This is a genomic window from Prevotella sp. tc2-28, from assembly GCF_900107705.1.
GTDB lineage: Bacteria > Bacteroidota > Bacteroidia > Bacteroidales > Bacteroidaceae > Prevotella.
The window spans coordinates 130,459-156,570 of the sequence record NZ_FNRE01000002.1; the positions used below are offsets into that span (position 1 = coordinate 130,459).

Sequence of the window (26,112 nt, forward strand, 5' to 3'; positions counted from 1 at the left end):
ACAATTTGACTTTTTACTAAATTTTAAATTATGACTGCAAAGGTAATAAAATAAATAGAAAAAAGTGCGATTTTCCGAAGAAAATCGCACTTTACGGTTTAGTTTGTGTTGATTTTTATATCCTGAGCTTACACGATGCCCTGGCTCATCATGGCTGATGCTACTTTCATGAAGCCGGCTACGTTGGCACCCTTCACGTAGTTGATGTAACCATCAGCCTGTGTACCATACTTCACACAGTTCTCGTGGATGTCGTTCATGATGCGCTTCAGATAGTCATCAACCTCCTTGGCTGTCCATGACAGACGCTCAGAGTTCTGTGACATCTCAAGACCAGATACTGACACACCACCGGCATTGCTGGCCTTACCAGGAGCATACAGAATCTTGGCATCCTGGAAGATCTTGATAGCCTCGGGGAGTGAAGGCATGTTAGCACCCTCGGCTACGGCGATAACACCATTGTCAATCAGGGCCTGAGCCTGCTCGCCATTGATCTCGTTCTGAGTAGCACAAGGCAGGGCGATGTCTGCCTTCTCGTGCCAGGGGCGCTCACCAGCTACATACTTGGCGTTGGGATATTCCTCAGCATACTCCTTGATACGTCCGCGCTCAACATTCTTCAGCTCCTTCACGTAGGCGAGCTTCTCCATGTCGATACCATCGGGATCGTAGATGTAACCGTCTGAGTCAGAGAGCGTCATGGGGATAGCACCCAGCTGAATGCACTTCTCGGTAGCATACTGAGCCACATTACCTGAGCCGGAAATAAGAACCTTTTTACCTTTTATGTCGATGTTGCGAGTCTGCAACATAGAATTCAGGAAGTAAACGCAACCGTAACCAGTTGCCTCAGGACGGATGAGTGAACCACCGAAGGGGATGCCCTTACCGGTCAGCACGCCCTGGAACTGATGGGTCAGTTTCTTGTACTGTCCGAACAGATAGCCTACCTCACGACCACCAACACCGATGTCACCAGCGGGAACGTCCTCGTCGGGACCGATGTGACGATAGAGCTCGTTCATGAATGCCTGACAGAAACGCATTACCTCGGCATCGCTCTTTCCACGGGGAGAGAAGTCGGAACCACCCTTACCACCACCCATGGGGAGTGTTGTCAGCGAGTTCTTGAAAGTCTGCTCGAAAGCCAAGAACTTCAGGATACCCAGGTTTACGCTCTTGTGGTAACGGATACCGCCTTTGTACGGGCCGATAGCGTTGTTGTGCTGAATACGATAACCCATGTTGGTCTGTACCTTACCTTGGTCGTCAACCCAAGTTACACGGAACTCGATGACACGATCGGGGATGCAAAGGCGCTCAATCAGATTGGCCTTCTCAAACTCAGGGTGCTTGTTGTACTCTTCCTCGATGGTAGGAAGTACCTGACTTACGGCCTGGATGTACTCCGGCTCGTTGGGAAATCTCTGCTTCAGATTCTCTACAACTTGTGCTGCATTCATAATCTTTTTCTGTTTTAAAAGTTATTATACGATAAATGTTTGATTTTCTGTGTGCAAAATTAAAGCAAATCTGAATAAAAACCAAACATTTTGAAAGAAAAATCACGTAATCGCTTACGTTTTGCTATTTAATTGATATAAATCAAGAGATTATGACAGGATTATGCAAGAAATATGTGTGCGATAACAAAAAAACAATCCCGCAAATCACGAAGGAAATGCGGGATTTTATTTTGACGAGTCAGTTTTTACTGCTTGTTGTCAACAGCTGCCTGTTCGATGGGTAGGCATTGCTTGTAGTTCTCGATGTATTTCTCAAATCCGGCGACATCCTCAGCAGTTGGAGCGACAGAAACGCCCGTATTACCAGCGAAGACTACGTCCTCGAGATAGTCGGCGAGGCTTTTGCCGTTTTTGTTGATGAGATAGCCAGCCAACAGAGCGATACCCCATGCACCACCTTCACCTGCAGTCTCCATCACAGAGATGGGTGAATTGAGGGCAGCAGCCAACATGCGTTGACCAACACCTGGTGTCTTGAAGTAGCCGCCGTGTCCAGTGATGCGATCTACTTTGATCTTCTCTTCCTTCAACAAGATGTCATTGCCAATCTTCAGCACACCGATAGCACCATACAGGTGGGCGCGCATGAAGTTAGCCAGGTTGAACTTGTCGCTGGCAGAACGGACGAACATCGGACGCCCCTCGGCAAGACCGGTTACGGGTTCGCCGCTGACGTAGTTGTAGGAAATCAGTCCGCCACAGTCGGTATCACCCTCCAGCGCCTTGTTGAACAGTTTGCCGTACAGCTCGTTCATGTCGACCTTGATGCCCAGCAGTTGCTGATACTCCTTGAACAGTCCTACCCAGGCATTGATGTCTGAAGTACAGTTGTTGCAATGTACCATCGCTACCAGACTACCGTCAGGAGTGGTCACCATGTCAATCATCTCGTAGGGTTTGCTGAGAGGCTTCTCCAATACAATCATCGAGAATGAGGAGGTGCCTGCTGATACGTTACCCGTACGCTGCTTGACGGCATTGGTGGCTACCATACCGGTACCTGCGTCTCCCTCAGGAGGACATACTGGAACACCGGCCTTCAGGTGACCTGAGGGATCCAGACATTTAGCGCCCTCGGCAGTCAGTTGTCCGGCATTCTCGCCAGCAACCAATACTTTTGGCAAGATGTTTTCCAGCGTGTAAGGAAGTCCCTTCGAAGCCAGGATCTTGTTGAACTTGTCAACCATTTCTGCGTCGTAGTTCTTGGTGGCAGGGTCAACGGGAATCATACCGGAGGCATCGCCTACGCCCAAAACGAACTGACCGGTCAGCTGCCAATGAACGTAGCCAGCCAGGGTGGTCAGGAACTTGATGTCCTTGACGTGCTCGTTGCCTTCGAGGATGCACTCATACAGGTGTGAGATACTCCAACGCAAAGGGATGTTGTAGTTGAAAAGCTCAGATAGTTCAGCAGCTGCCTTGCCCGTGTTGGTGTTACGCCAAGTGCGGAAAGGCACCAGTATCTGCTGGTCGGCATTGAAAGCCATATAGCCGTGCATCATGGCTGAGAAACCGATGGCTGCCAGTTGTTCTATCTCGCAGTCATATTGCTTCTTAACATCCTGACGCAGGTCGGCATAACAATCTTGCAATCCTTTCCAGATGATGTCGATGCTATAAGTCCATAGACCATCTACCAGCTGATTCTCCCATTCGAAAGAACCCTGTGCGATGGGCTTGTTCTGCTCGTCAATGAGGACGGCCTTGATACGTGTTGAACCGAATTCGATTCCGAGGATGGCTTTACCAGCCTCAATAGTTTGCTTAGCGTTCATGTCTTATTTCAGCGCTTTGTTCAACATATAGTATACTTCATTATTGCGGAGCGTCTGCTTGAAGTCGAAGGTGTTCGTGTTCTTATTGATACGAACGTACTCGATTCCGAGCATCTCGGCAAAGTCTTCCCAGTACTCCTCGGTAATGTCGTAGGAGAAGGCGCTATGGTGTGTACCACCAGCCAGTATCCAAGCACCGGCACCCACCTCGAACGTAGGCTGTGGAACCCACAGGGCAGAAGCCACGGGCAGGTTAGGCATGGGCTTTGGCTCAATGCACTCCACTTCCTGAGAGATGAGACGGAAGCGGTTTCCAAGGTCGACAACGGTAGCCTTGATACCACGTCCCACCTTCGATGTGAACACCAGACGGGCGGTCTGCTGCTTGCGTATACCAATGCCGAGGAAGTGAACTTCCAACTTGGGCTTGTCGACAGCGATGAGCGGACAAACCTCCAGCATGTGGCTCTGCAGACAAGAAGAACGGTCGCCGGCAAAGTTCAGGGTGTAGTCCTCGAGGAAAGAGCAACCGGTAGGCATACCCTGTTGGATAACCCACAGGGTGCGATAGAGACAAGCAGTCTTCCAGTCACCTTCGGCACCGAAACCGATACCCTCAGCCATCAGGCGCTGAGATGCCAGACCGGGAATCTGGTCGAATCCAACAAAATCGGACTGGTTGATATCAGCATCGCCCAGGTCGTCGAAGTTCGTAGTGAATGCGGTAGCTCCCTCATCCTTCAGTACACGGCGGAGGGCAATTTCGGCACGTGCAGCATTGCGCACCTTCTGCCAATAAACTTCCTCGCCAGACTCGTCAATCTTGATGGTATATTCCTTTTTGTATTCCTCTACCAATGCATCGACCTCGGCATCGGTCACCTTCTTCCAGTATTCCATCATCGACGATACAGGATAGTAGTCGACGTGGTAGCCCAGACGCTGTTCGAACTCTACGCGGTCACCATCGGTTACGGCTACATTATTCATGTTCATACCGAACATCAGACAGCGCACGTTATGAGCGTCAGCAACACCGGCAGCAACACGGGCCCATACGGCAATTTTCTGCTGAGCCTCGGCACTCTTCCAGTAGCCACAAACCACCTTGCGGGGAACGCGCATACGGGTGCAGATGTGTCCGAATTCGATATCGCCGTGAGCCGACTGGTTCAGATTCATGAAGTCCATGTCCATCGTGTCCCAGGGAATCTCGGCATTGTACTGGGTGTGGAAGTGCAGCAAGGGTTTCTGGAGGGCTTGCAGACCCTTAATCCACATCTTGGCAGGTGAGAAAGTGTGCATCCATGTGATGATACCCACGCATTTCTCGTCATTGTTGGCAGCTTTCATCACGGCCTCTACCTCTGCCGAGCTGTTGGCTGTGCCTTTGTAAACCACCTTGATGGGAATGATGCCAGAATTGTTTAAGCCTTCCACCATTTCCTTTGAGTGACCGTCAACGGAAACAACGGCATCGCCTCCGTACAGCAACTGTGCTCCAGTCACCCACCATATTTCTAAATTATCAAATGCTTTCATATTGTCTTTTTTTTGTTTAACGTTTTTTCTGTCCATAATATGCGTTCGGTCCGTGCTTGCGTGAGAAGTGTTTCTCAACCAGTAGCGGATTCATTGTGGTCTCGGGATTTACCATGAATGACACAAAGGCCATCTTGGCAACCTGTTCGGTGACTACAGCATGATAAACAGCCTGGTCGGCATCCTTGCCCCATGCGAACGGACCGTGGTTCTTCACCAGTACGGCGGGTGTGTGAACAGGGTTGATGTTGCCCTGCTTGAAGCGGTTGACGATAACCACGCCCGTGTTATGCTCGTATTCAGCCATCTGATCTTCAGTCATGGCATCCGTGCAGGGGATGCAGTCGTGGAAGTAGTCGGCGTGAGTGGTGCCGATGTTGGGGATGTCCTTACCGGCCTGTGCCCATGCGGTGGCATAGGTGGAGTGGGTGTGTACGATGCCCCCCAGTTCGGGGAAAGCCTTGTAGAGCACCAGATGGGTAGGGGTGTCCGACGACGGGTTTAGGTCGCCTTCAACCACTTTGCCTGTTTCCAGGTCAACGACTACCATATCACTAGCTTTCATCACGTCGTATTCTACACCAGAGGGTTTGATAACTATCAGCCCCTTCTCGCGGTCGATGGCTGACACGTTGCCCCATGTGAATATAACCAGGTTGTGCTTCACCAGGTCAAGGTTGGCACGGAATACTTTTTCTTTCAGTTCTTCTAACATAATGATTATTATACCTTATTATTATATTATAGTTTGAATGTGGCGTCTTTCTCAAACATCTTCTTGTTGAAGCGGTAGAGGGAAGCGCCGCGTTTGGACAGCTGTTTGTCTATCAGGTCTGTCCTTTCGATGAACTCCATTTCCTTGATGCGCTTGCGGAAGTTGCGCTTGTCCACTTCCTCACCGTTGACAGCCTCATAGAGACGTTGTAACTGGGTGAGCGTAAACAGACTGGGCAGCAGTTGGAAACTGATAGGCTCCGTCTTGATTTTCTGCTGCATCAGTTTGCGCGCCCTGCGAATCATGTCGTTGTGGTCAGAGAACATGGTTGGAATATCGTTGACGTCCACCCATTCCACCTGATGCTCAGCCTGCAACTTGTCGTTGTAGTCGGTCACGTTTATCAGGGCGTAGTAGGCTACTGATACCACGCGCTCGCCTGGGTCACGGTTGATGCTACCGAACGCACCCACTTGGCGCATATATACATTACGCAGACCTGTTAGTTCATAGAGTGTGCGATCAGCTGCCTCGTCGAGACTTTCGTCGTTGCGAACGAAGCCTCCGTAGAGACTCCATTCGCCGCGACCTGGGTCCATCTTTCGTTTGCCGATGAGCACCTTCAACTTGTTTTCTTCGAAGCCGAAGATGATGCAGTCGACAGACAAGAATATTTTTTGATGTTCTTTATAGAATGATGTCATTGGTTTACCAGAAATAATAGTAGAAGGCTACTGTAATACCGAGAATAATAACAGAATGAATGACATCCCACTTGTTCCAGCTCTTGCGGGTTGCCTCACGCTGTTCAGGCGTAGACGTACCGAATACCAGACCTTGTATCTTCTGCTCGTCGGGAGCTTCTGTGAATAGTGATACAACGATTACAATCAGACAGCAAACCACGAGCATGACACCGCAGAAGTACAGCCAGTTGAAGTCGAAGAAAATGGCCTTGAACCAGTTGTCGGCAGCGTCGGGTACATTGCTGTAGTACACCTTCGCACCCAGACGGGTCAGACCGATGATGATACCTGACAACAGACCCCACATACCACCCTTGGCAGAGGCGCGCTTCCAACAGATACCCAGCAGGAATGCTGAGGCAATACCAGGAGCCAGTACCGACTGCACGTCCTGCAAGTAGTTATAGAGAACGTCACCTACAGAGCGCATGATGGGAATCCACAGGATGCCGAGCACTACGATGACGATGGTGGCAATCTGACCGATGCGAACCAGCTGCTTCTCAGGAGTTTCGGGGCGCAGGCGTTTCCAGAAGTCGATGGTAAACAGCATGGCTGATGAGTTGAACAGCGATGCCAGAGAAGACATCAGGGCAGCCAGAATACCGCAGACAACCAGGCCTTTCACACCGGCAGGAAGAATCTTGGCAACCAGCGTTGGGAAGGCAGCATCAGGTGTTGTCAGCACGAATACCTCACCGTTAGGCAATGTGATGCCCTTGGTCGACATGGCGTAGGCAATCATGCCGGGGATGAGGAACAGGAATACGGGACAGAGTTTCAGATAAGCACCGAAGATCGTACCGCGACGGCTCTCCTTCTCGTCTTTACCTGACAGTACGCGTTGTACGATGAACTGGTCGGTACACCAATACCAGAAACCGATGACTGCAGAACCTACCAGCGCTCCCAGCCAGGGGTACTGCGGGTCGCGCAGGTCGCGCATCAGGTTAGTCATGTGGTCACCATACTCGTTAACGGTCTGTATCGAACAGATTGCCATCATCTCATCCCATCCGCCCAAGGCTCTGAGTCCCAGAACGAGGATAATCAGCGAACCGAGCAACAGGATAGGAGTCTGCAGTACTGAGGTATAGAGCACACTCTTCATACCACCGAACACCGTATAGAGAGCGGTGATGAGCACCAATCCGATGGCTGCAATCCAGAAGAAGTCGATGCCCCACATCTCCTTAATGCCGAATACCTGCTGGAATACCAGTCCGCCGGCATATACCGTAACGGCAACCTTTGTAAGGACATAGGAAATGAGCGAGATAACCGACAGAATAGTGCGGCTCTCCTTGTTGAAGCGACGCTCCAGGAACTCGGGCATCGTGTATACCATCGAACGCGTGTAGAACGGTACGAAAACCCAACCCAGAATCAGGATCATCCAACCCTGAATCTCCCAATGAGCCATTGCCATACCTGACGAGGCACCGGCACCAGCCAGTCCAATCAAGTGTTCAGAACCAATATTTGAGGCGAAAATACTTGCACCAATGGCTATCCATGTTGCATCCTTACCGCCCAGGAAATAGTCAGCAGAGTTGTTGTTCTTCTGCGAGACAACCCATACTACGATGCCTATCAGCGCTGCACAGAACACGCCAATGACAATCCAGTCTAATAATGCCATAATAATTTATATTTTTAGATTGATATTTTTAATTGAGGTTTATTTCACAGAGAACTTGTATGCAGCGTGGCTAAAGTACTTCTCGCCGGGGTTTAGGATAGCCTGTACCCAGTCCTTCTTGTTGGGACTGTCGGGATACTTCTGGCTTTCCAGGCAGACGCTAACGTGCTGCGGATAGACACCACCCTTGTGCTTGATGTTAGGCTCGTTGCCAACACCCTGGAAGTTGCCGCTATATACTTGAACGCCAGGCTCATTGGTATACATTTCCATGAAGATACCCGTTTTTGGCGAGTAGAGGCTGGCACATACCTGCGTGTCGTCGCCCTTGCCGTCTTTAAAGGTGTTCAGACACCAGTTATGGTCGTAGCCGCCGGCATTCTGTATCTGGTCAAACTGCGACTTGATGCTGTCGCCAATGGCGTGTGGCGTACGGAAATCCATCGGGGTACCTTCTACCGGTTTCACCTCGCCAGTCGGAATGTACAATTTGTCAGAGGGGGTGAAGTTGTCAGCGTTTACATACAGCACCATATCGTAACCTGGCTTGGTGAAGTCGCCGTTCAAGTTGTAATAGTTGTGGTTTGTCTGGTTGATGATGGTTGGCTTGTCGGTCTCGGCCTCCCACGTGATGTCCAGCGTGTTGTCAGCCTTCACGGTATAGGTGGTGATGGCTGTCACCTTGCCGGGGAATCCGTTCTCGCCGTCCTCAGCCACGATGGTCAGTTTCAGGATAGAGTCGCCTATCTGCTCGGCATCATATACCTGGTTCATCCAGCCTGTGGTGCCACCACCGTGCAAGCAGTTTGGTCCGTCATTGGGCCTCAGTTGGTAAGTGGAGTCGTTTAGCGTGAACTTGGCCTCCTTGATGCGGTTAGCATAGCGGCCTACGCTGGAACCGTAGTCGGTGGGCGAGTTCAGCGTGTCGGCATACTGGGCGATATTGTCGAAGCCCAGTACCACATCGGTGGGTTTGCCATCTTTGTCGGGAACCACCAGACTGACCACGCGTCCGCCATAATTGGTGATACACACCTCCATGCCGTTGGCATTCTTCAGGGTGTACAACTTTACAGGCTTCTCGTTGATCAGCGTGTCGAACTTGGCTGGGTTCAATCCCGATACCGTAAGTGCCTGCTGCTCACCAGAGGCACATGCTGAAAACAGGGCTACAGCAACCGTTGCACCAGCAAAAACATGCTTTAAATGTTTCATCGTTAAATAGTTTTAAGTTATAAACGTTAGATTTTGGGTGTAAAATTACAATTTATAATCGAAACGACCAAATGTTTTGGCAAAGAAAATAGGGGCAAAGTGTAATTTTTACACCTTTACCCCCGTATTTAACCTTCCTTAACGGATAGAACTGGTTATTTCCTTATTTTTTTACCATGAAGAAGCCTACGCGACGGGTGGTCTTTTTACGAATTATGTTTTTAAGTTCATACATGCCGTCGGGTAGGGCAGCAATGTTTATCTGTTGCTGGCAGTCCGTTGTGTACACTACCTGTCCTTGTAGTGTACATACCAAGAGTTGTGAACCGTTGGCTTCCAGTCCGGTCTTTAGTGTGCGTCCGTCGTTGGCTAAGAAGCTATTGACACTCGTCATATTACCCGATGCTGATTCTTCCTGCTTGGCGCTGCTCTCGTTGCCGTAGCGGTCAACGGCGGTGACGGCATAGTACAGGCGCGCTTTGTCGTTCGTGCGCTGGATACTGGTATGTGTCCATAGGAAACGCGTAGCCAGCAGGTTCTCAGCCTTCGTGATGTCAACGGGATACTGTTCCGAGGCGTATATATTATATAATAGGTAAGGACCGTTGCTGCGGTCGTAAGCTCCACTCCAGTTCAGCTTGTCTCCTTGTGCTGCCCGCTCCACTTGCAGTTGTTGCGGAGCCTCGGGGACATTCGTGCTGGCCCATGTCATCGGTGGTACGAGGGCAGGGTAGCGGTCGTGCAAGGCGGCATAGTCGTAGACGCCCTTGACGTTGTCCAACAGGAATTTGGCACGGAAGTAACAGTGGCCTATGCCGATTTGTCGGGTGACGTTCAGCTGTCGTTTGATCTCGTCCAGCGACCAGTTACGCTCGCGTGGGTGCAGCATGTAGACACCCAGGCCCGACACCACCTGCCGTCCATAGTCAAATTCCTTCCAGTCGATGGCAAAGGGGTAAAAATTATTTCCGGCAAAATACATCATCGGATAGAGCTGGTCCATCAGTCCGTTGTGCAACCATTCCTGGGCATCCTGTCCCACACGACTACGAGCGTTCCATCCGTTCGAGCGATAACGGCTCAAGTCATCATATTTACCTATTGGCGAGCAACTTAACTTTACCCACGGCTTGTAAAGCTTTACCTTGTCGTGAATCGCTTGAACGATGTTGGTGATGTATTGTGTACGCTTGCTACCCTTCCACGTTTCAGGGTATCGGATGTAGTCTAGGTGAATGCCGTCAATGTCATACTTTTTGGTTATTTCCTCACAGATGTCGGCAATGTAATAAGCCGTCGTAGGCGACTCCGGATCCATATATCCCTCTTCGCCGATGCGACGTATCAGCCTGCCATAGCGTGTCCTCAACTGCTTGCATCCATAGGTGTTCCATTTGCCAACGGGGATGGTTACCACCCAAGCGTGCAACTCCATGCCCCTGCGGTGGCATTCGTCGATGGCAAACTGCAACGGGTCGTAGCCTGGACTTTTGCCTGGCTTGCCCGACATGCAACCATCCCACGGCTCGATGTCCGACGGGTAAATGGTGGTGGCTCGCACGCGTGTTTGCAACAGTACGGTATTCACGTTCAACGCCTTCAGCTGGTCAAGCATGGTCGTCAACTGCCGTTGTTGCGCAGCAATTCCCATGCCGTCATGTGCGTAAGTTGAAGGCCAGTCGATGCCGCCGATCGTTGTCAGCCACACGGCCCTTATCTCGTATTTTGGCTGTGCAAAACAGCCCAGCGCTCCCAGCAGGAGCAAAAACACCATGATTTTCTTCATTTGGCTGCAAAGGTAGTGCAAATCGAGAGAAATACAAAATAAATCTGATTTTTTCTAAGGCTGGAATTTCCCTGTGCCGTTGCATTTTTGACAATTGTACAGGCCGTCGGGCGTTTTTCCCATCCCTTTGCAGTCCGGACATTTTCCTTCGCGCTGTAGCTGTTCGCGCTCCTTGGCTTGCTGCTTGGTACTGACGTTACGTCCTGGTGTGGCTTTTGACAGAGCATTTTGGGCGTCAGATTCAGCCATGGGGACTAATAACTCCTGTGCCACCGTGCCGCATGAGGTGAGAAGCATGGTGATACAGGTAGTAAAAAGTAGGATTCGTATTGACATTACACTTGCGGAATTGTTAGGGAATTTTTCTTTTTGATATGCTCTTGGCTCTAGCCTCCGATGCTGCCGACAGCTTGCCTTTCAGGTACAGTTCAATGATAAGTCCTGCCATTGGAGCTGCAAGGTCTGCGCCGAAACCGCCATGATCGACATACACGCTAACGGCAATCTTGGGATTATCTTTCGGGGCGAAGCCAATGAATGCGGAATTGTCTGCTCCAGGATTCTCGATAGTGCCTGTCTTGCCGCAAATGGGGTAAGAGGTCTTGATGCAAGTGGCCGTTCCTTTCTCCACAGCCATGCGCATACCTTCTATCACCGTACCGTAAGCTTCCGCCTTCACTTTGGTCTGCCGCTTGGTCAGATAGCGGTTGTTGGTCGTGTTCTGATGGATGTGCGGGATGTAGTACCATCCGCGGTTAGCAATGGTGACGGCTAGGTTGCAGAGCTGGAGTGGGGTACAAGTGACGTCGCCCTGTCCCATGCCTGTCCACCAGATTGTCTTGCCGTCCCATCCGTTTTTATATCGGCGGTTTAGGTAGTCAGCACCAGCCAACAGTCCGCCTTGCTCGCCCTCTATGTCAATGTGCATCGGACCGCCCAGTCCCATGCTTTGCATGTAACTTCGCCATGTGGTGATAGCCTCGTCCTTCGATTCGTACATGAAGTCGTCGTTAATCATCGAGGCAAAGGTCATCAGAAACCAGGTGTTGCATGACTGGGCCAGCGCTTCCTTGAGTGCCAGCGGTGAAGGGTGCTTGTGGCATCTCACCTTGATGTTGCCGTCGGTCACTCCGTCTACGCAGGCCACGGTTGTCTGCGGAGTAATGACACCCTCCGACAGAAGTGTCAATGCCTGGGCCGTCTTGAACGTCGAACCAGGAGCCTGAGGTCGTCCGATGGCCTGTCTTACATCGCTACCCTGTGGCGAGTTGGTGGCCAGACAGAGTATCTCGCCGTTGGCCGGATTGATGGCTACCACGCTGCCTGTCTTGCCTTTCAGTAGTCGTTCTCCCAGTTGCTGCAGCATCGGACGGATGGTCAGCGGGCCATCCTTAGGCAGATTTTGAGCACTTGCGCCTAATACTCCTGCCCATGTTAGCAGTAAAGTCCTGCAACACAAGGCTACAGGACTTTTCAGATATCTCTTCAATGAAATCACTTCTTACAATTCTTCTCGCACTGGCCCTTGTGCTTGCAGTCCTTGCAGTTGGTCTTGTGGCAAGTCTCCTTGCATTCGGTGCATTTCTGGCAGTTCTTTCCGCAAGAAGCCTTTTCTTTCTTGTCGCAGCACTCCTTAGCCTGAGCCTTAGCCTGGCATTCCTGCTTCTTTTTCTCGCAGCATTCCTTAGCCTTGTTCTGGCACTCCTGAGCCTTGTTCTGGCATTCCTGCTTCTTTTTCTCGCAGCACTCCTTTTTGTTCTTATCACATTGTTTCTCCTGGGCGCTGACAGTCGTCGTAGCACACATCATAACCATGATCATCATGGCGGTAAGCATCATTTTCTTCATTGTCTTATTGTTATTTAAAGATTTAATCGTCGACAAAAGTAGCGAATAATTCGCAATTTCTGCTATCTTCTTAGGTCTTTTTAACGTATTAACCAAAATAATGACTATCTTTGCATTCGAAATCATGTGCAATCAAATCAAGAGGAAATGAGAAACTTACGGTCTGCTTTTTATCTGCTATATGCAGGACTGGCATTGCTGATAGCTGCATGCAGTACGCTGACAGCTGCAGAACGGGCACAACGAGAGCGAGAAGAGGCCATGCAGGTGGAAAAGGCTCTTGCCGAGCGGCAGTATACCATCAGTATCAGCATGATGTTTCCGCGACGCGGCAATGCGGTGAGTGTGACGCCCGATTACTCGGTACAAATGAAAGGCGACTCGCTCTTTTCCTACCTGCCTTATTTCGGAAGGGCCTACAGCATACCCTATGGCGGTGGCAATGGCTTGCACTTTGCTGCGCCCGTCAAGGGCTATGAGTCGGCAAAAGGCAAGAACGGCCGCACAAGGGTGACCATACAGGTAGAGCATGAGAACGATCGGCTGACCTACAGCCTTGACATATTCCCGAACGGTCACGCCGATATTGACGTCGTTTCCAGGGAGCGCGAACCCATCAACTACAGCGGCGACATGGTGATTACAAGATGACGAAAAAATTCCGCGAAAGGCAAATATTTCGGGCATTTCTTTGCCGTTTCGGAATTTGTCACCCGTGTTGGCAGATTTCTTGGGCGAAAGAGTTAAGCTGGAGGCACTGTGTGCGAGTCAGGGGTTCTTTTCTGTTCTGATGAGGCCAGGGAGCTAGGAGAAGCAGCCGCCCTTCTGCACAGGCATCATAGAACTGATGACCAGGGTGGGAAAACTGGGTGAATCCGTAAGAGGTGATGAATATTAAGGGAAACTTGTTATTCAGGGCAGCACGCATGACGGCTTTCTCGCCCTTAGAAATGGCCGGCGATACGAGAACGGCTCCCTGTCGGGCTAAAGCCAGATAATAGCTGACGCTCTTTTCTATTTCCTCGTTGGTGAGCCTGCGTGACAGGCGGATAGGTAGTCGTTGGGGGTGGTTGAGCAGAAACCTGTTGCCGATAGCCGAATACGATTGCCCTGCAACCACCATATCGAATCGAACCTTGAAGTAATCGGCGTAAGTCCTGCGTATAGCCAGGCGTCGCGGGTTGTCGCGCAGATATTGGAACCAACGGTCCAGTTCGACCCCATAATCAAGGATGTGGTCGTTGAAGCCCTTGTCCCACAGAAGCCCTTGGGCGTTGTCTGGGTTCCTTTGCGGCGACAATGTCGCTGCAGAGGGGTACAGTTCGCGATACACCTTGTTGCACCCCGTCTTGAATCCTTTGATGGCTTGGCTCATGTGCACCTCCATATGCTCTTGAACAAAGAGAATGCCGTGCAGATGGTCGGGCATGATCTGGGTGGCCAGTACTTTTATAGCGGGATAATGGTTTTCTATTGCCATCCAGCATTTTCTCACGCGCAGTCCCAGCTCGGTCAGTTCGATGTGTGGTGCCTCGTCGGTTCCTTCTGGAGCGTTGCAATTGCCCACCAGTTTGCCAAGCAACGGCCTTCGTCCAGCTATGGTCATGGTGATAAGGTAGATGCGTCGTGACTGATAGTCATGACCTATTCTCCTTCTGAGCATCGATGGTTTCGTTTCGCCCGCAAAGGGCTTATGTTTTTCGAATGTCTCTTTGTCCATTTGCTGCAAAGGTACGCACTTTTACTATATTATCCAACAAAATGTGACAAAAGTTTGCGCGGCTCGGAATAATTGTTTATCTTTGCAGCCGAAAACATTGTCTAACCCCTAAAACCACGATGCCTATGGGCAGAAGAAGGGACGAAGATAATTCTATGATGAAAAATAATCGGCTATTTCTATTTGTTTCTATTTGTAGTACCCAATCTTGATGAAGTGGCGAGGCGTGGTGAACGGACTCCAGGAGAGGTGGAGCCAACCATTGCCGGTGAGTAGTTGGTCGGTGAGTTGGTGAGCTTTGAGAAAGTCGACGAGGCGCTGGAACTGCTGAGGGTCACAGGGGCGAATGTCGGCAGCTTGGCCGAGCAAGTGCTGCGAGTTCGGGACACCACCCACATGGCGGTTGACGTCCTCGTTGCGGAAGCCGGAGTTGATGAGGATGGGGCCGACCACTTGCCGGGCAGGTTTCAGGAGCATCACGCAGCCGTAGACCATGTTCGCCACGTGCTGCAGCGTGGGCTTGTTGCACGGGTACTTCTGCGTGTTGACGAATTCCTCCAACGTAAAGTGCTTACTGAGTCTTGTGTGTTCCATGATCGTTGCGTTTAATGATTTTGATGTACTGGTCGAGACCGAAGATGCTACCTGCCAGGAGGAACGACTGCGCCACATAGTAGAGTAGGCCGCCCGCCACGTCGTCGATGTGGACCACTTGGTAAGCCACCATCACGATGCTGCTCACGATGAGCAGCACCGCGCAGGCATACTGAGAGATTTTGAAGCCTTTCTGGTTTTCCATGGCTTTTTACTTTTTACCTTTTACCTTTACACCATCGTGCCGCCGGCAGCTCCCAGCAACAGGGTGATGACATAACTGATCGCCTGAAGGATCATCTTTACCGTCTTGTTCATACGCTTTAATGTTTTAAATGGTGAATATTAGGGTTATTTCCGCGGCCAAAACCGCCTTTCTATTACCCTACAAAATTACTAAAAATAATCGAGAAAACCAAATTTTCAGCAAGGGAAATTCATCCCAAAGTAGATAGAAAGTAGAAAAGTAGGAAAGTAGGAAAGTAGACATGAATACCTTTTGAGAAGGTATAATTAATAATATATATAATAATAGTATTAATAATAATATAAAACTTATACTAAGTAATGTCTGTCTGCTGTACTTCTGACAACGCTTAATGTCCGCTTTCCGCATTTCCTACTTTCCGCATAACTACCTGCTGGCAATAACATGCCCTTATCGGGCAATAAGGATGGGTTATTGACGAGGCAAAAAAGCGCGTGTTTTTTTGCGAAAAAAGTGGCGGAAATGTTTGGTGGTTTCGGGAATTTTTTGTATCTTTGTAACATATTAAAAAGCGGGATTCAGGCCACCCGGTGCAGTTGGTCTGAGGGAGTTTCTAATACCATAAAAAACACAACAAAAGGTATGATTGAACTTTATCTTTCAAAGGTGACCGAGAGTTCGGAATCTGAACAGGCGGGCAAGCTGTATGCTCGCGTGAGTTACAAACAAACCATGGACCGACAAGACCAAGGCGGAGATTGCGGCGGCTAAAGGTGACAACGGGAACGATAACGGGAACGGGAACGGGAACGGGAACGAGGGCGGCAATACCGGTGGCGGCGACAGCGGCAGCATCATCGACGGAACGGACGAGGGCTAAACGGCCGAATGTGGAAAAAGGGGGACTGGCAACGAAGCCGGTCCTCTTTTTTTGTTTTTTACGGGTACTGAAAAGTCTTGTATTCGACAGGTAAATAATAGGCAAAAACGGCTGATATTACAAATCGAACAACATTGACGAAAAAATGAACAATTGATTCTTATAAAAAAAGTGTAATTTTGCGGTCGAATTGTAAATGTGAGTTAAATTAAGACATGGCGACAATCAAAGTTGAAGTGATCAGTAATAAAAAGGAGATGAATGACTTCATCCAATTGCCATATCATATTTACAAAGACTGTCCACAATATGTCCCTGATTTAGAGAGCGATATCCGCAATTTGTTAAACCCCCAGAAGAATTCCGCCTTCAAGTTCTCGCACATCAAGCCCTTTGTGGCATACAAGGACGGTGTTGCCGTAGGACGCATCGTGGGACTTATCAACAAGAAAGCCAACGAACATTGGAAACGGAAGAATGTGCGCTTCTCGCTCATCGAGTTCATTGACGACCAAGAGGTGTCGGCAGCGCTGATAGAGGCCGTGATGAAATGGGGCAAATCGCACGGCATGGAGACCATTCAGGGACCGATGGGCATTACCGACTTCGACAAGGAAGGCATGCTCGTTGAGGACTTCCACCTGACGGGCACGATGAACACCATCTACAATCCCGCCTATTACCCGCGCCACATGGAGGCCCTGGGATTCGAGAAGGAAGTGGACTGGGTGCAGATACGCATCAACATACCTGAGGAGGTTCCGGCACGCTATGCCCGCACCGCCCAGTATGTGAGAGAACAGATCGGACTGAAGGTCATCAAGTTGACGAACAAGGACATCTATAAACGGGGCTACGGCAAGAAGGTGTTCATGCTGCTGAACGAGGCCTACAAGAATATCTTCGGATTCTCGTCGCTGTCGGAAGCGCAGGTGGACGAATTCATGTGCAAGTACCTGAAGCTGATAGACAAACAACTGATTCCCGTGGTGGTGAACCAGCAGCAGGAGGTGGTAGGCGTGGCCATCACGATGGGATGCCTGTCGCACGCCATGCAGAAAGCCCACGGACGACTGTGGCCGCTGGGGTGGTGGCCCTTGCTGAAGGCGATGAAATGGCACCACGAGGAGAGCGCCGAGATGCTGCTCGTCGCGATCAGTCCCGCCTATCAGGGCATGGGAGTCAACGCCTTGTTCTTCGACGACCTCATACCTATATATAATAAATATGGGTTCCGATGGGCCGAGACGGGACCGCAGCTGGAGGACAACGTTCGCGAGCTGTCGCAATGGAAGCCGCTGAAGCCCGAATATGTGAAGCGCAGAAGATGTTTTAAAAAACAGATAATAGACAAATAATCATTATGGAAAGAAGAGTAGTAATTACGGGAATGGGCATTTGGTCGTGCATCGGTACGACGCTCGACGAGGTGCGCCAGTCCTTGTTTGAAGGCCGTAGCGGCATCATATTCAGTCAGGAGCGCAAAGACGCAGGGTTCCGTTCGCCCATCTGCGGCAACGTGCCCAAGCCCGACCTGAAGAAAGTGTTGAGCCGCAACGTTCGCCAGATGATGCCCGAGGAGGCCCAGTATGCCTATGTGGCTACCGTGCAGGCCTTGGAACAGGCAAAACTGACACAGGACTATATCGACAGCCACGAGGTGGGTGTCATCTATGGTAACGACTCGGTGGCCGAATCGACCATGGTCGCTATGGACAAGTTCCGCCAGGCAGGCTCTACGGCAGCCTGCGGAAGTGGTGCCATCTTCCAGTCGATGAACTCGACGGTGACGATGAACCTTGCCACGCTGTTCCATCTGAAGGGTATCAACCTGACCGCATCGGCAGCCTGTGCCAGCGGTTCACAGTCGCTCGGACTGGGTTACCTGCTCATCAAGAACGGCTTGCAGGACTGCATTGTCTGTGGCGGTGCCGAGGAAAACAACATGTACGGTATCGCATCGTTCGACGCCCTGCAGACCTTCTCGACACGCATCGACGACCCCACCAAGGCCAGTAGACCCTTTGACCGCGACCGCGACGGACTGGTGCCCAGCGGTGGTGCTGCCACGCTGATTATCGAGAGCTACGAGCACGCCGTGAAGCGCGGAGCCCCCATTCTGGCCGAGATTATCGGCTGGGGATTCTCAGGCAACGGCGACCATATCTCAACACCCAATGTGGAAGGTCCCGCCCGTTCGCTGCAGCGCAGCCTGGAGTGTGCCGGCGTGAGCATCAAGGACATCGGATACGTGAACGCCCATGCCACCTCGACACCCATCGGCGACAGTCGTGAGGCAGAGGCCATCGCGCAGGTGTTCGGCGACTACCGCGTGCCCGTCACCTCGACGAAGAGTCTTACCGGACACGAGATGTGGATGGCTGGCGCTTCGGAGATTATCTATTCGATGCTGATGATGAAGAACGACTTCATCGGCGGCTCGCTGAACTTCGAGAATCCTGACGAGGTGACCAAGTGCATCAACGTCGTTCCCGAGACCTTGCAGCAGCATTTCGACATATTCCTGAGCAACTCCTTCGGATTCGGAGGCACCAACTCAACGCTGATTATCAAAAACTGCTGACAATAAATTGTAAATTATATAATTGTAAATCAACATGACAAGAGAAGACATTATCGCAAAAGTAAACAGCCTGCTGGCTGAAGAGTTCGAAATCGAAGAGAGCGAGTTCGCTCCTGATGCCAACCTGAAGGACACCCTCCAGTTGGACAGCATCAACCTGGTAGACCTCATCGCACTCGTACAGTTCAACTACAAGGTTACCATCCCCGTTGAGGACCTGAAGAAAATCCAGACCTTCGACAACCTGTACGACTACATCTTCGAGCATCAGGCTGCATGACCTATCGCGGCGAAGACATTCTGCGACTGATACCCCAGCGCGCCCCGTTCATGATGGTGGATGCGCTGGAGGAACGTGACGGCAACAGCGCTGCCACCACATTAGGCGTGGAAAGAAACAACTATTTTATCTTGCCCGACGGCACCATGGCCGAGTCTGGAATCATTGAGCACATCGCCCAGTCCTGCTCGGCCTTGGCGGGCTGTCAGGCTTTGGAAAAACAACCTGCCGGACCACCGGTAGGCATCATCGGCGAGGTGAAGAACTTCGTCTGCCACCGACGGCCGCGCATCGGTGAACAGCTCCATACCGTCGTCACCTTCGACATGACATTCGGTAGCGTTACGCTGGCCACGGGAAGCTGTTCGGTAGGCGACGAACCCATTGCCGAGGTAAAACTGAAAATATTCATGCAATGACGCATCTCTTTATACTCCTTGCCCGTTTTTTCCGCAACCATCGAGCTGCCTGTTGGCTGTCCATGGCTGCTCTTTTTGTTTTTTTCGGCTACTTTGCCACCAGAATACACCTCGAGGAAGACATTAACAAACTGATGCCTTCGTCGAAAAATGAGGACGGTACGACCAAACTGGCCTTTGCCGACCTGAAAATCAAGGACAAGGTGTTTGTGACCTTCGAGTGGGTAGGCGAGGGGGGAACGCAGAAAGCCACAGAACAGCTGACCAGCGTGTGCGACGCCTTCGTAGACTCGCTGCTGGCTCAGGACAAGGACTCCGTCATCGGCGACGTGTTCTACCGGCTGGACGAAGACCTGTTGCCCGACGCCATCGACTATATGACAGCCCATCTGCCTGCTTATATCGACACGGCAGCCTATGCCCGCTTCGACACCCTGCTGACGCGCGAGCACTTTGAGCGCCAGATGCAGCAGAACCGCGAAGACCTGACGGGCGAGTTCGGAGAGCTGTTCCCCGAACTGATACAAATGGACCCGATGGGCATGCGCGGTGTGCTTGCCGAACAGTTGAAATCCATCATGAGCGCCGGCAGCTATCAGACCGTCGACGACCACTTCTTCGTGCCCGACTCTACGGTATGCCTGGCTTTCATCACACCACGCTTCTCGTCGACGAATACAGGACAGGGCTCCGCCATGTTCCAGATGATGAATCAGCAGATAGACCAGTTTACACAGGCTCATCCCGATGTGCGCATCAGCTACCACGGAACGCCAGCCAGCGGATTCTATAACTCCACACAGATCAAGCACGACCTGACCACCACCATCGCGGGAGCGTTGTTGCTGGTGCTGCTGTTCCTGCTGTTCTGCTTCCGCCGCTGGGACACCATTCCGCTGTTGCTGTTGCCCGTCGTCTTCGGAACACTCTTCGGACTGGCCATGATGTACTGGCTGAAAGGCGAGTTCTCGCTGTTGGCGCTGGGCATCGGCGGTGTCGTCCTAGGGGTTGCCATGAGCTATGTGCTCCATGTGCTGACACATCATCGCTATGTCAGCGATACCGACCACTTGCTGCAAGACCAGGTGAAACCCGTACTGCTGGGGTGCATCACTACCATTGGTTCCTTTGCCGGACTCATCTTCGTCAATACCGACTTGCTGCGCGACTTCGGACTCTTTGCAGCCTTCGCCATCCTCGGTACCACGCTGTTCTCGCTGGCTTACCTCCCTCAGATGCTGAAGGAGAAAGGCGCTGACTTCCCGGCATTCATAGAAAACATCAACAACTATCCCTTTGACCGCAAGAAACCACTCATCGCCGTCGTCCTGATCGTCACGATAGTCAGCATCGGAGCCTACCTCATCGGTGGTACCCACTTTGATGCCGATATGCATAACTTAGGCTACGAGGCCGAAATCACCGAGCACTCGGAAAACCTGTTGCGCGACAAGACCTATACTGGCGACAAGACCAAATACTTCGCCAGCCAGGGACGAACGATGGAGGAAGCCATTGCCAACTTCGCACAACTGGACCGTAAGCTGGACTCGCTGCAACGCATCGGACTGGTGAAGAGCTATACCCACACCAACCAGTTGCTCGTTCCGTTGAACATACAACAAGCGCGCATCGACGCCTGGCACCGCTATTGGAACCAGGAGCGACAGGCTACGGTAAGAAGACTCATCAGCGAGACGGCAACGAAGGCAGGACTGAATGCCGAAGCCTTCAACACCTTCTTCGAAGCGGCTAATGCCGACTACGAAACAGCTCCGCTCTATGAGGCAGGAATCATACCGGAAGGGTATCTTTCAACGTTAACCGAACAGTCATACGGTGGTGATTATCTGGTATTTACATCCGTTCGCTGCCAAAATGATTCAGTACGCAGCAGCGATAGCGACTATATCCGTATCTGCGACGCTATCAGTAGTGATCCGCACTTGTTGGTGCTTGACACCTATTATTATACCACCGACACGTTGCTGCAGATGAGCCGCGACTTCGACACGCTGCAATGGCTCTCGATGGCGTTCGTCTTCGTGGTATTGCTGCTCTCGTTCAATGGCAACATCAAGCATACTTTGCTGGGCTTTGCACCCATCCTGCTCAGCTGGCTGATTGTGTTGGGCGTGATGAACCTGTTCGGGGTGCAGTTCAATCTCATCAGCATCATCATCTCCACCTTTATCTTCGGTATCGGTGTCGACTATAGCATCTTTGTCATGAACGGACTGATCCAGGGCAATCTGCAGTATCATAAGACGGCCGTGCTGCTTTCGGCTATCATCCTCATCGTGACTGTGAGCAGCATGTTGCTGGCCCAGCATCCGGCTATTCGCAGCGTGGGATTCTCAACGCTGGTCGGACTGCTGGCTGCCGTCATTCTGTCCTATGTCCTGCAACCTGCCGTCTGGAGACTACTTAATGGTAAGCAATAAATACGCGCAATGATATATGACGTCGTCATCATAGGCAGTGGGCTCGGAGGCCTGATCTGTGGCAGACAACTGGCACAGCAGGGGCGAAGTGTCGTCGTGCTGGAACGCCAGCATGCCCCAGGCGGTTGTCTGCAGAGCTACCGTCGCGGAGGAATGGACTTCGATACCGGACTCCACTATGTCGGCGGACTCGACGAGGGGCAGTCGCTTCACGATGCCTTTGAGACCTTAGGACTGTTGCGTCTGCCCTGGCATCGGCTGGACCCTGAGGGCTTCGACCAGATAACCATCGGAGAACAGACTTTCCCGCTTGCCGAGGGTTATGAGCGTTTTGCCGACACCTTGGCCGCCTACTTCCCGCAAGACCGTGATGCCTTGCAGCAGTTTGTGGCGATGCTGAACCACCTGCCACCCATGGAGGAATGTGCACAGGTGAATGCCTACGACTACCTGACCAACCTCTTCCACGACCCGTTGCTCGTCCATGTGGTGTCGGCAGCTGCCATGAAGATGGAACTGAGGCGCGAGACGTTGCCGCTGTTCACCTTTGCCCACGGGCTGAGCAGCTATGTGCAGAGCAGTTGGCGACTGAAGGGTAGCGGAAACCTGATTGTACAGTCCTTGATCAACGACATCGAGGCCGCAGGGGGTGTGATCTGTTGCAATGCCGAGGTCAACGAACTGAAGGAGCAGGAGGGAAGGATTGTTGCTGCCCGCTGCAACAATGGAGAGACCTATGAAGGACGCCTGTTCATCAGCGATGTACACCCACAACTGACCTTCAGTTGGATGCCGGACTCGACCTTGTTGAAAGGCATGTTCCGTAGGCGCATAGCTGCCTTGGAGAACACGTTCGGCATGTTCACCGTGTCGTTGGTCATCAAAGCCGACACCTTGCCGTATTTCAACCACAACAAATATGTCTATCGGAAAGCCAACGTGTGGACCTTCCCTGAAGAGGATGGGGTAGGAGGCGTGATGCTTAGTGCCAGAGTCCCTGAGGACGGATTGGCTTTTACCCGCCAGGTAGACCTGCTGACACCACTTCCCTGGACGATGTGCCAAGCATGGAGCGATACCACCGTGGGACGACGCGGGGAAGACTATGAGAAACAGAAGGCACAACTGGCAGACGACTGCATCACGCTGGCTGAACGGGTGATTCCGGGACTTCACAACATGATAGAACGACGCTATACCAGTACGCCGCTGACCTGGCGAGACTATACAGCAACACCTTGCGGCTCAGCCTTTGGCATCAGGAAGGACTGCCATAGTCCGCTGATGACGATGCTGTCGCCCAAGACTCCTGTCCCCAACCTCTTCCTGACGGGACAAAGTCTGGTATTGCACGGTTTGGAGGGCGTCACAAGAACAGCATTCAGTACATTGAACACCATAAAGAATTATAAATGATGAATTACGCTTTAATAACAGGTGGCAGCCGAGGCATCGGAAGAGCCATCGCCGTAAAACTTTCACAAGAGGGTTATCACGTGTTGATTAACTACGCCAGCAACGAAGCCGAGGCACAACGCACACTCGAGCAATGTGGCGGACAGGGAGAACTGATGCGTTTCGACGTGAGCAACAGCCAAGAAACACGCGCAGCCCTGAGTGAGTGGCAAGCCCGTCATGAGGGAGAATACATCTCCGTAGTTGTGAACAATGCCGGTATCCGACGCGATAACGTGATGGCGCTGATGCCCGAGGACGACTGGCATCGAGTACTCGACATCACCCTGTCGGGATTCTATAATGTCACCCAGCCACTCTTGCCCGCCATGCAGTTGCATAAGTTCGGACGCATCATCAACATGGCAAGTGTCAGCGGTCTGAAGGGTCTTCCCGGACAGACCAACTACTCGGCAGCCAAAGGTGGTATCATTGCTGCTACCAAGGCTCTGGCTCAGGAAGTGGCTCGTCGTAACATTACCGTGAACGCCATCGCTCCCGGCTTTATCCGCACCGATATGACTGAAGGGCTGGACGAGGCCACGCTGAAGAAGCAGATTCCCATGGGTCGTTTCGGAACGCCCGAGGAGGTGGCTGATACCGTTGCCTTCCTGGTTTCTCCCCAGACTGGCTACATCACGGGTAATGTGATTTCAATCAATGGAGGACTGTATACATAATATATTTTAGAATATGAAAAAGCTTTTATTTTTGATATTGTTTGTCTGCTGCCAGTTGACGTTCTGCGCAGCTCAGAGTGTCACCCGCACACAACATCGTGAGGCCGTTGCCCAGGATGCGGTAACCACCGGTTCGATGACTATCCGCAAGCCCGACTATATCTGCATTTCTACCGACGGAGGCAAGGAATTGCTGATGATGGAAGGCACTAAGTTTACGATGACGATGGGGGGCAAGAAACATGTAACTGACAGCAAGAAGAATAAGCAGTTTGATACTTTCCACGCTGTGCTGAGTGCTGTCATCAACAACCAGCCTATTCCTGCAGCCGACGACCTGACCGTCAGCAGCAAGAATGGACAGAAGACCATCACCATTACCCCCGAGAAGAAGAAGCGCCAGCTGTTCTCGTCGTTCGTACTGGTAATTGACGCCAAGACCTCTACAATCCGTCAGCTGCGCATGAATGGAAGAAAGGGTGACTATACCGAATACAAGATGTGATAAAAAACGAGGAAAAACTTACCGTTTCTCTTAATTATTTTGTATCTTTGCAGAAAATTTAATACGATAAGAACGAATGATTACGTTTTCCCTGAGTCTGTTGGCTCTTTTTATAGGCTATTTCCTGTATGGACGTTTCATTGAACGTCTTTTTGGGCCAGACAGTCGTGTAACACCCGCCGTGGCTAAGGCAGATGGTGTAGACTACATCGTGCTTCCCAACTGGAAAGTATTCATGATTCAGTTTCTGAACATTGCAGGTACTGGTCCTATCTTTGGAGCCATCATGGGTGCTAAGTTCGGTCCCGTTGCCTATTTGTGGATTGTGTTGGGATGTATCTTTGCCGGTGCAACGCACGACTATCTGTCGGGGATGCTATCCATGCGTAATGATGGAGCCGGGCTCCCAGAACTGATAGGCAAGTACTTGGGTAAGGCCACTAAGCAAGTAATGCTTGTATTCACGGTTCTGTTGCTCATCATGGTAGGTACCGTTTTCGTTTATTCTCCCGCAGAGATTCTTCACACGATGGGTGGTGACACGATAATGTGGATAGCCATCATCTTTGGTTACTACGTGATAGCCACCATGTTGCCTATAGACAAGATTATCGGTAAGATATATCCTTTATTCGCCTTTTCGCTGCTCTTTATGGCTGCAGCCTTGATGGTGGTGCTTTTTATCAAGAATCCTGTTCTTCCCGAACTGTGGGATCACATGTATAATATGGGAGCCGAGACGCATCCGGAGAAATGGTCTGATGCCATTTTCCCCGCCTTGTTCATCACCATTGCCTGTGGTGCCATTTCTGGTTTCCACGCCACACAGAGCCCGCTGATGGCGCGTTGTGTGAAGTCGGAGAAGATGGGTCGCCCCATCTTCTATGGTGCCATGATTACTGAAGGTGTGGTAGCCCTCATCTGGGCTACGGTCGCATCTTGGTTCTTCTATGGAGTAGAAGCTCCAGGATACGAACTGATAGCCGGAGCTGACAAGGGTTTCTATACCTCAGCACCTGCGGTTGTCAACCTTGTCTGCAAGGACTGGCTGGGTATCACTGGAGCCGTCTTGGCTATGCTGGGTGTGGTCGCTGCTCCTATCACTAGTGGTGACACGGCTTTCCGTTCTGGTCGTCTGATTGTGGCTGAATGGCTAAAACTGGACCAGCGTCCAATCGCTAAGCGCCTTTATATCTGCGTTCCTTTGTTCTGTGTTTCCATCGCTATGCTTGTCTGGCAGATCGAGAATCCCGATGGCTTTAATACCATTTGGCAATACTTCGGATGGAGCAACCAGACGCTTTCTGTATTCACGCTTTGGACGTTGACAGTCTATCTGGTACGCGAGAAGAAAAATTTCTGGGTAACGCTGATTCCTGCACTCTTCATGACTACTGTATGCTCGACGTTCTTCTTTGTGTCGAAGCAAGCCTTAGGGATGCCGCTGGAAATAGGCTATTTCTTGGGGGGCGTCTGCTTCCTGATTGCCGTCATATACTTTACTTATTGGTATCGTAAATATCAAAAATCAATTAATCAATAAAC

Annotated in this window: 25 protein-coding genes; 11 read left to right on the plus strand and 14 right to left on the minus strand. The window is 51.2% G+C overall.

Translation table 11 applies throughout. The features are described 5' to 3' along the window. Positions 1-128: 128 nt before the first annotated feature. The 11 genes from BLU47_RS02165 to BLU47_RS02215 all read right to left on the minus strand — a co-directional run bounded on the left by BLU47_RS02165 (position 129) and on the right by BLU47_RS02215 (position 12,798). Positions 129-1,466: an NADP-specific glutamate dehydrogenase gene (locus BLU47_RS02165; protein WP_091957809.1), complete on the minus strand. Its 1,338-nt coding sequence runs from the start codon at positions 1,464-1,466 to the stop codon at positions 129-131. A 248-nt stretch (positions 1,467-1,714) separates the two neighbouring features. Next, the gene (locus BLU47_RS02170; RefSeq protein ID WP_091957812.1) at positions 1,715-3,304 is read right to left on the minus strand and encodes a xylulokinase; all 1,590 of its coding nucleotides are present in this window, start codon (positions 3,302-3,304) and stop codon (positions 1,715-1,717) included. 3 nt (positions 3,305-3,307) lie between these two features. Next, the gene (gene araA / locus BLU47_RS02175) at positions 3,308-4,846 is read right to left on the minus strand and encodes an L-arabinose isomerase (RefSeq protein WP_091958328.1); all 1,539 of its coding nucleotides are present in this window, start codon (positions 4,844-4,846) and stop codon (positions 3,308-3,310) included. A 16-nt stretch (positions 4,847-4,862) separates the two neighbouring features. Then, on the minus strand, positions 4,863-5,561 hold the full coding sequence (locus tag BLU47_RS02180) for an L-ribulose-5-phosphate 4-epimerase (RefSeq protein WP_091957814.1): 699 nt from the start codon (positions 5,559-5,561) through the stop codon (positions 4,863-4,865). Positions 5,562-5,587: 26 nt separating this feature from the next. Next, positions 5,588-6,265, minus strand: coding sequence for an NUDIX hydrolase (locus tag BLU47_RS02185; RefSeq protein WP_091957817.1), 678 nt, complete (start codon positions 6,263-6,265; stop codon positions 5,588-5,590). Positions 6,266-6,269: 4 nt separating this feature from the next. Further along, positions 6,270-7,949, minus strand: coding sequence for a sodium:solute symporter (locus BLU47_RS02190; RefSeq protein ID WP_091957820.1), 1,680 nt, complete (start codon positions 7,947-7,949; stop codon positions 6,270-6,272). 39 nt (positions 7,950-7,988) lie between these two features. Next, on the minus strand, positions 7,989-9,164 hold the full coding sequence (locus BLU47_RS02195) for an aldose epimerase family protein (RefSeq protein ID WP_091957822.1): 1,176 nt from the start codon (positions 9,162-9,164) through the stop codon (positions 7,989-7,991). A 163-nt stretch (positions 9,165-9,327) separates the two neighbouring features. Beyond that, on the minus strand, positions 9,328-10,950 hold the full coding sequence (locus BLU47_RS02200) for a glycoside hydrolase family 10-like protein (RefSeq protein ID WP_091957825.1): 1,623 nt from the start codon (positions 10,948-10,950) through the stop codon (positions 9,328-9,330). Between the two features lie 54 nt (positions 10,951-11,004). Continuing rightward, on the minus strand, positions 11,005-11,286 hold the full coding sequence (locus tag BLU47_RS02205) for a hypothetical protein (RefSeq protein ID WP_143025433.1): 282 nt from the start codon (positions 11,284-11,286) through the stop codon (positions 11,005-11,007). Positions 11,287-11,302: 16 nt separating this feature from the next. After that, positions 11,303-12,448, minus strand: coding sequence for a penicillin-binding transpeptidase domain-containing protein (locus BLU47_RS02210; RefSeq protein ID WP_369796950.1), 1,146 nt, complete (start codon positions 12,446-12,448; stop codon positions 11,303-11,305). Then, positions 12,445-12,798, minus strand: a complete 354-nt coding sequence (locus BLU47_RS02215; protein WP_091957832.1) for a hypothetical protein — start codon at positions 12,796-12,798, stop codon at positions 12,445-12,447. Before BLU47_RS02215 ends, BLU47_RS02210 begins: the two co-directional genes overlap by 4 nt. 147 nt (positions 12,799-12,945) lie before the next feature. Here BLU47_RS02215 and BLU47_RS02220 point away from each other — a divergent pair, with 147 nt between their 5' ends. Further along, entirely contained in the window at positions 12,946-13,449 is a 504-nt protein-coding gene (locus tag BLU47_RS02220) for a DUF4251 domain-containing protein (protein ID WP_091957835.1), read from the plus strand. Positions 13,450-13,507: 58 nt separating this feature from the next. Here the strand turns inward: BLU47_RS02220 and BLU47_RS02225 are convergent, their stop codons facing one another. The 3 genes from BLU47_RS02225 to BLU47_RS02235 all read right to left on the minus strand — a co-directional run bounded on the left by BLU47_RS02225 (position 13,508) and on the right by BLU47_RS02235 (position 15,317). Next, positions 13,508-14,518, minus strand: coding sequence for a transposase (locus BLU47_RS02225; protein WP_091957837.1), 1,011 nt, complete (start codon positions 14,516-14,518; stop codon positions 13,508-13,510). A 189-nt stretch (positions 14,519-14,707) separates the two neighbouring features. Then, positions 14,708-15,112, minus strand: coding sequence for a D-Ala-D-Ala carboxypeptidase family metallohydrolase (locus BLU47_RS02230; protein WP_091957840.1), 405 nt, complete (start codon positions 15,110-15,112; stop codon positions 14,708-14,710). After that, positions 15,090-15,317, minus strand: a complete 228-nt coding sequence (locus tag BLU47_RS02235) for a hypothetical protein (RefSeq protein WP_091957843.1) — start codon at positions 15,315-15,317, stop codon at positions 15,090-15,092. The genes BLU47_RS02230 and BLU47_RS02235 overlap by 23 nt, the downstream gene beginning before the upstream one ends. A 645-nt stretch (positions 15,318-15,962) precedes the next feature. Here BLU47_RS02235 and BLU47_RS15050 point away from each other — a divergent pair. From BLU47_RS15050 to BLU47_RS02285, 10 genes are all read left to right on the plus strand, one after another. Beyond that, on the plus strand, positions 15,963-16,091 hold the full coding sequence (locus BLU47_RS15050) for a hypothetical protein (protein ID WP_255402056.1): 129 nt from the start codon (positions 15,963-15,965) through the stop codon (positions 16,089-16,091). A gap of 324 nt (positions 16,092-16,415) precedes the next feature. Further along, positions 16,416-17,558: an N-acetyltransferase gene (locus BLU47_RS02245; protein ID WP_091957848.1), complete on the plus strand. Its 1,143-nt coding sequence runs from the start codon at positions 16,416-16,418 to the stop codon at positions 17,556-17,558. A gap of 5 nt (positions 17,559-17,563) precedes the next feature. Beyond that, positions 17,564-18,784: a beta-ketoacyl-[acyl-carrier-protein] synthase family protein gene (locus tag BLU47_RS02250; protein ID WP_091957851.1), complete on the plus strand. Its 1,221-nt coding sequence runs from the start codon at positions 17,564-17,566 to the stop codon at positions 18,782-18,784. A 34-nt stretch (positions 18,785-18,818) separates the two neighbouring features. Continuing rightward, positions 18,819-19,064, plus strand: a complete 246-nt coding sequence (locus tag BLU47_RS02255; RefSeq protein ID WP_091957854.1) for an acyl carrier protein — start codon at positions 18,819-18,821, stop codon at positions 19,062-19,064. Next, positions 19,061-19,483: a hotdog family protein gene (locus BLU47_RS02260; RefSeq protein ID WP_091957856.1), complete on the plus strand. Its 423-nt coding sequence runs from the start codon at positions 19,061-19,063 to the stop codon at positions 19,481-19,483. Before BLU47_RS02255 ends, BLU47_RS02260 begins: the two co-directional genes overlap by 4 nt. Further along, positions 19,480-21,927, plus strand: coding sequence for an MMPL family transporter (locus tag BLU47_RS02265; protein WP_255402057.1), 2,448 nt, complete (start codon positions 19,480-19,482; stop codon positions 21,925-21,927). The genes BLU47_RS02260 and BLU47_RS02265 overlap by 4 nt, the downstream gene beginning before the upstream one ends. 9 nt (positions 21,928-21,936) lie before the next feature. Further along, positions 21,937-23,343, plus strand: coding sequence for a phytoene desaturase family protein (locus BLU47_RS02270; RefSeq protein ID WP_091957858.1), 1,407 nt, complete (start codon positions 21,937-21,939; stop codon positions 23,341-23,343). After that, positions 23,343-24,062 carry a flexirubin biosynthesis SDR family reductase FlxB gene (gene fabG, locus BLU47_RS02275; protein WP_091958334.1) on the plus strand — a complete coding sequence of 240 codons (720 nt, stop codon included), beginning with the start codon at positions 23,343-23,345 and terminating at the stop codon, positions 24,060-24,062. The genes BLU47_RS02270 and fabG overlap by 1 nt, the downstream gene beginning before the upstream one ends. A 13-nt stretch (positions 24,063-24,075) precedes the next feature. Beyond that, on the plus strand, positions 24,076-24,567 hold the full coding sequence (locus BLU47_RS02280; protein WP_091957860.1) for an outer membrane lipoprotein carrier protein LolA: 492 nt from the start codon (positions 24,076-24,078) through the stop codon (positions 24,565-24,567). Positions 24,568-24,643: 76 nt separating this feature from the next. Beyond that, a complete protein-coding gene (locus BLU47_RS02285) occupies positions 24,644-26,110 on the plus strand; it encodes a carbon starvation CstA family protein (protein WP_091957863.1) in 1,467 nt (488 codons plus the stop codon). Positions 26,111-26,112: the final 2 nt, after the last annotated feature.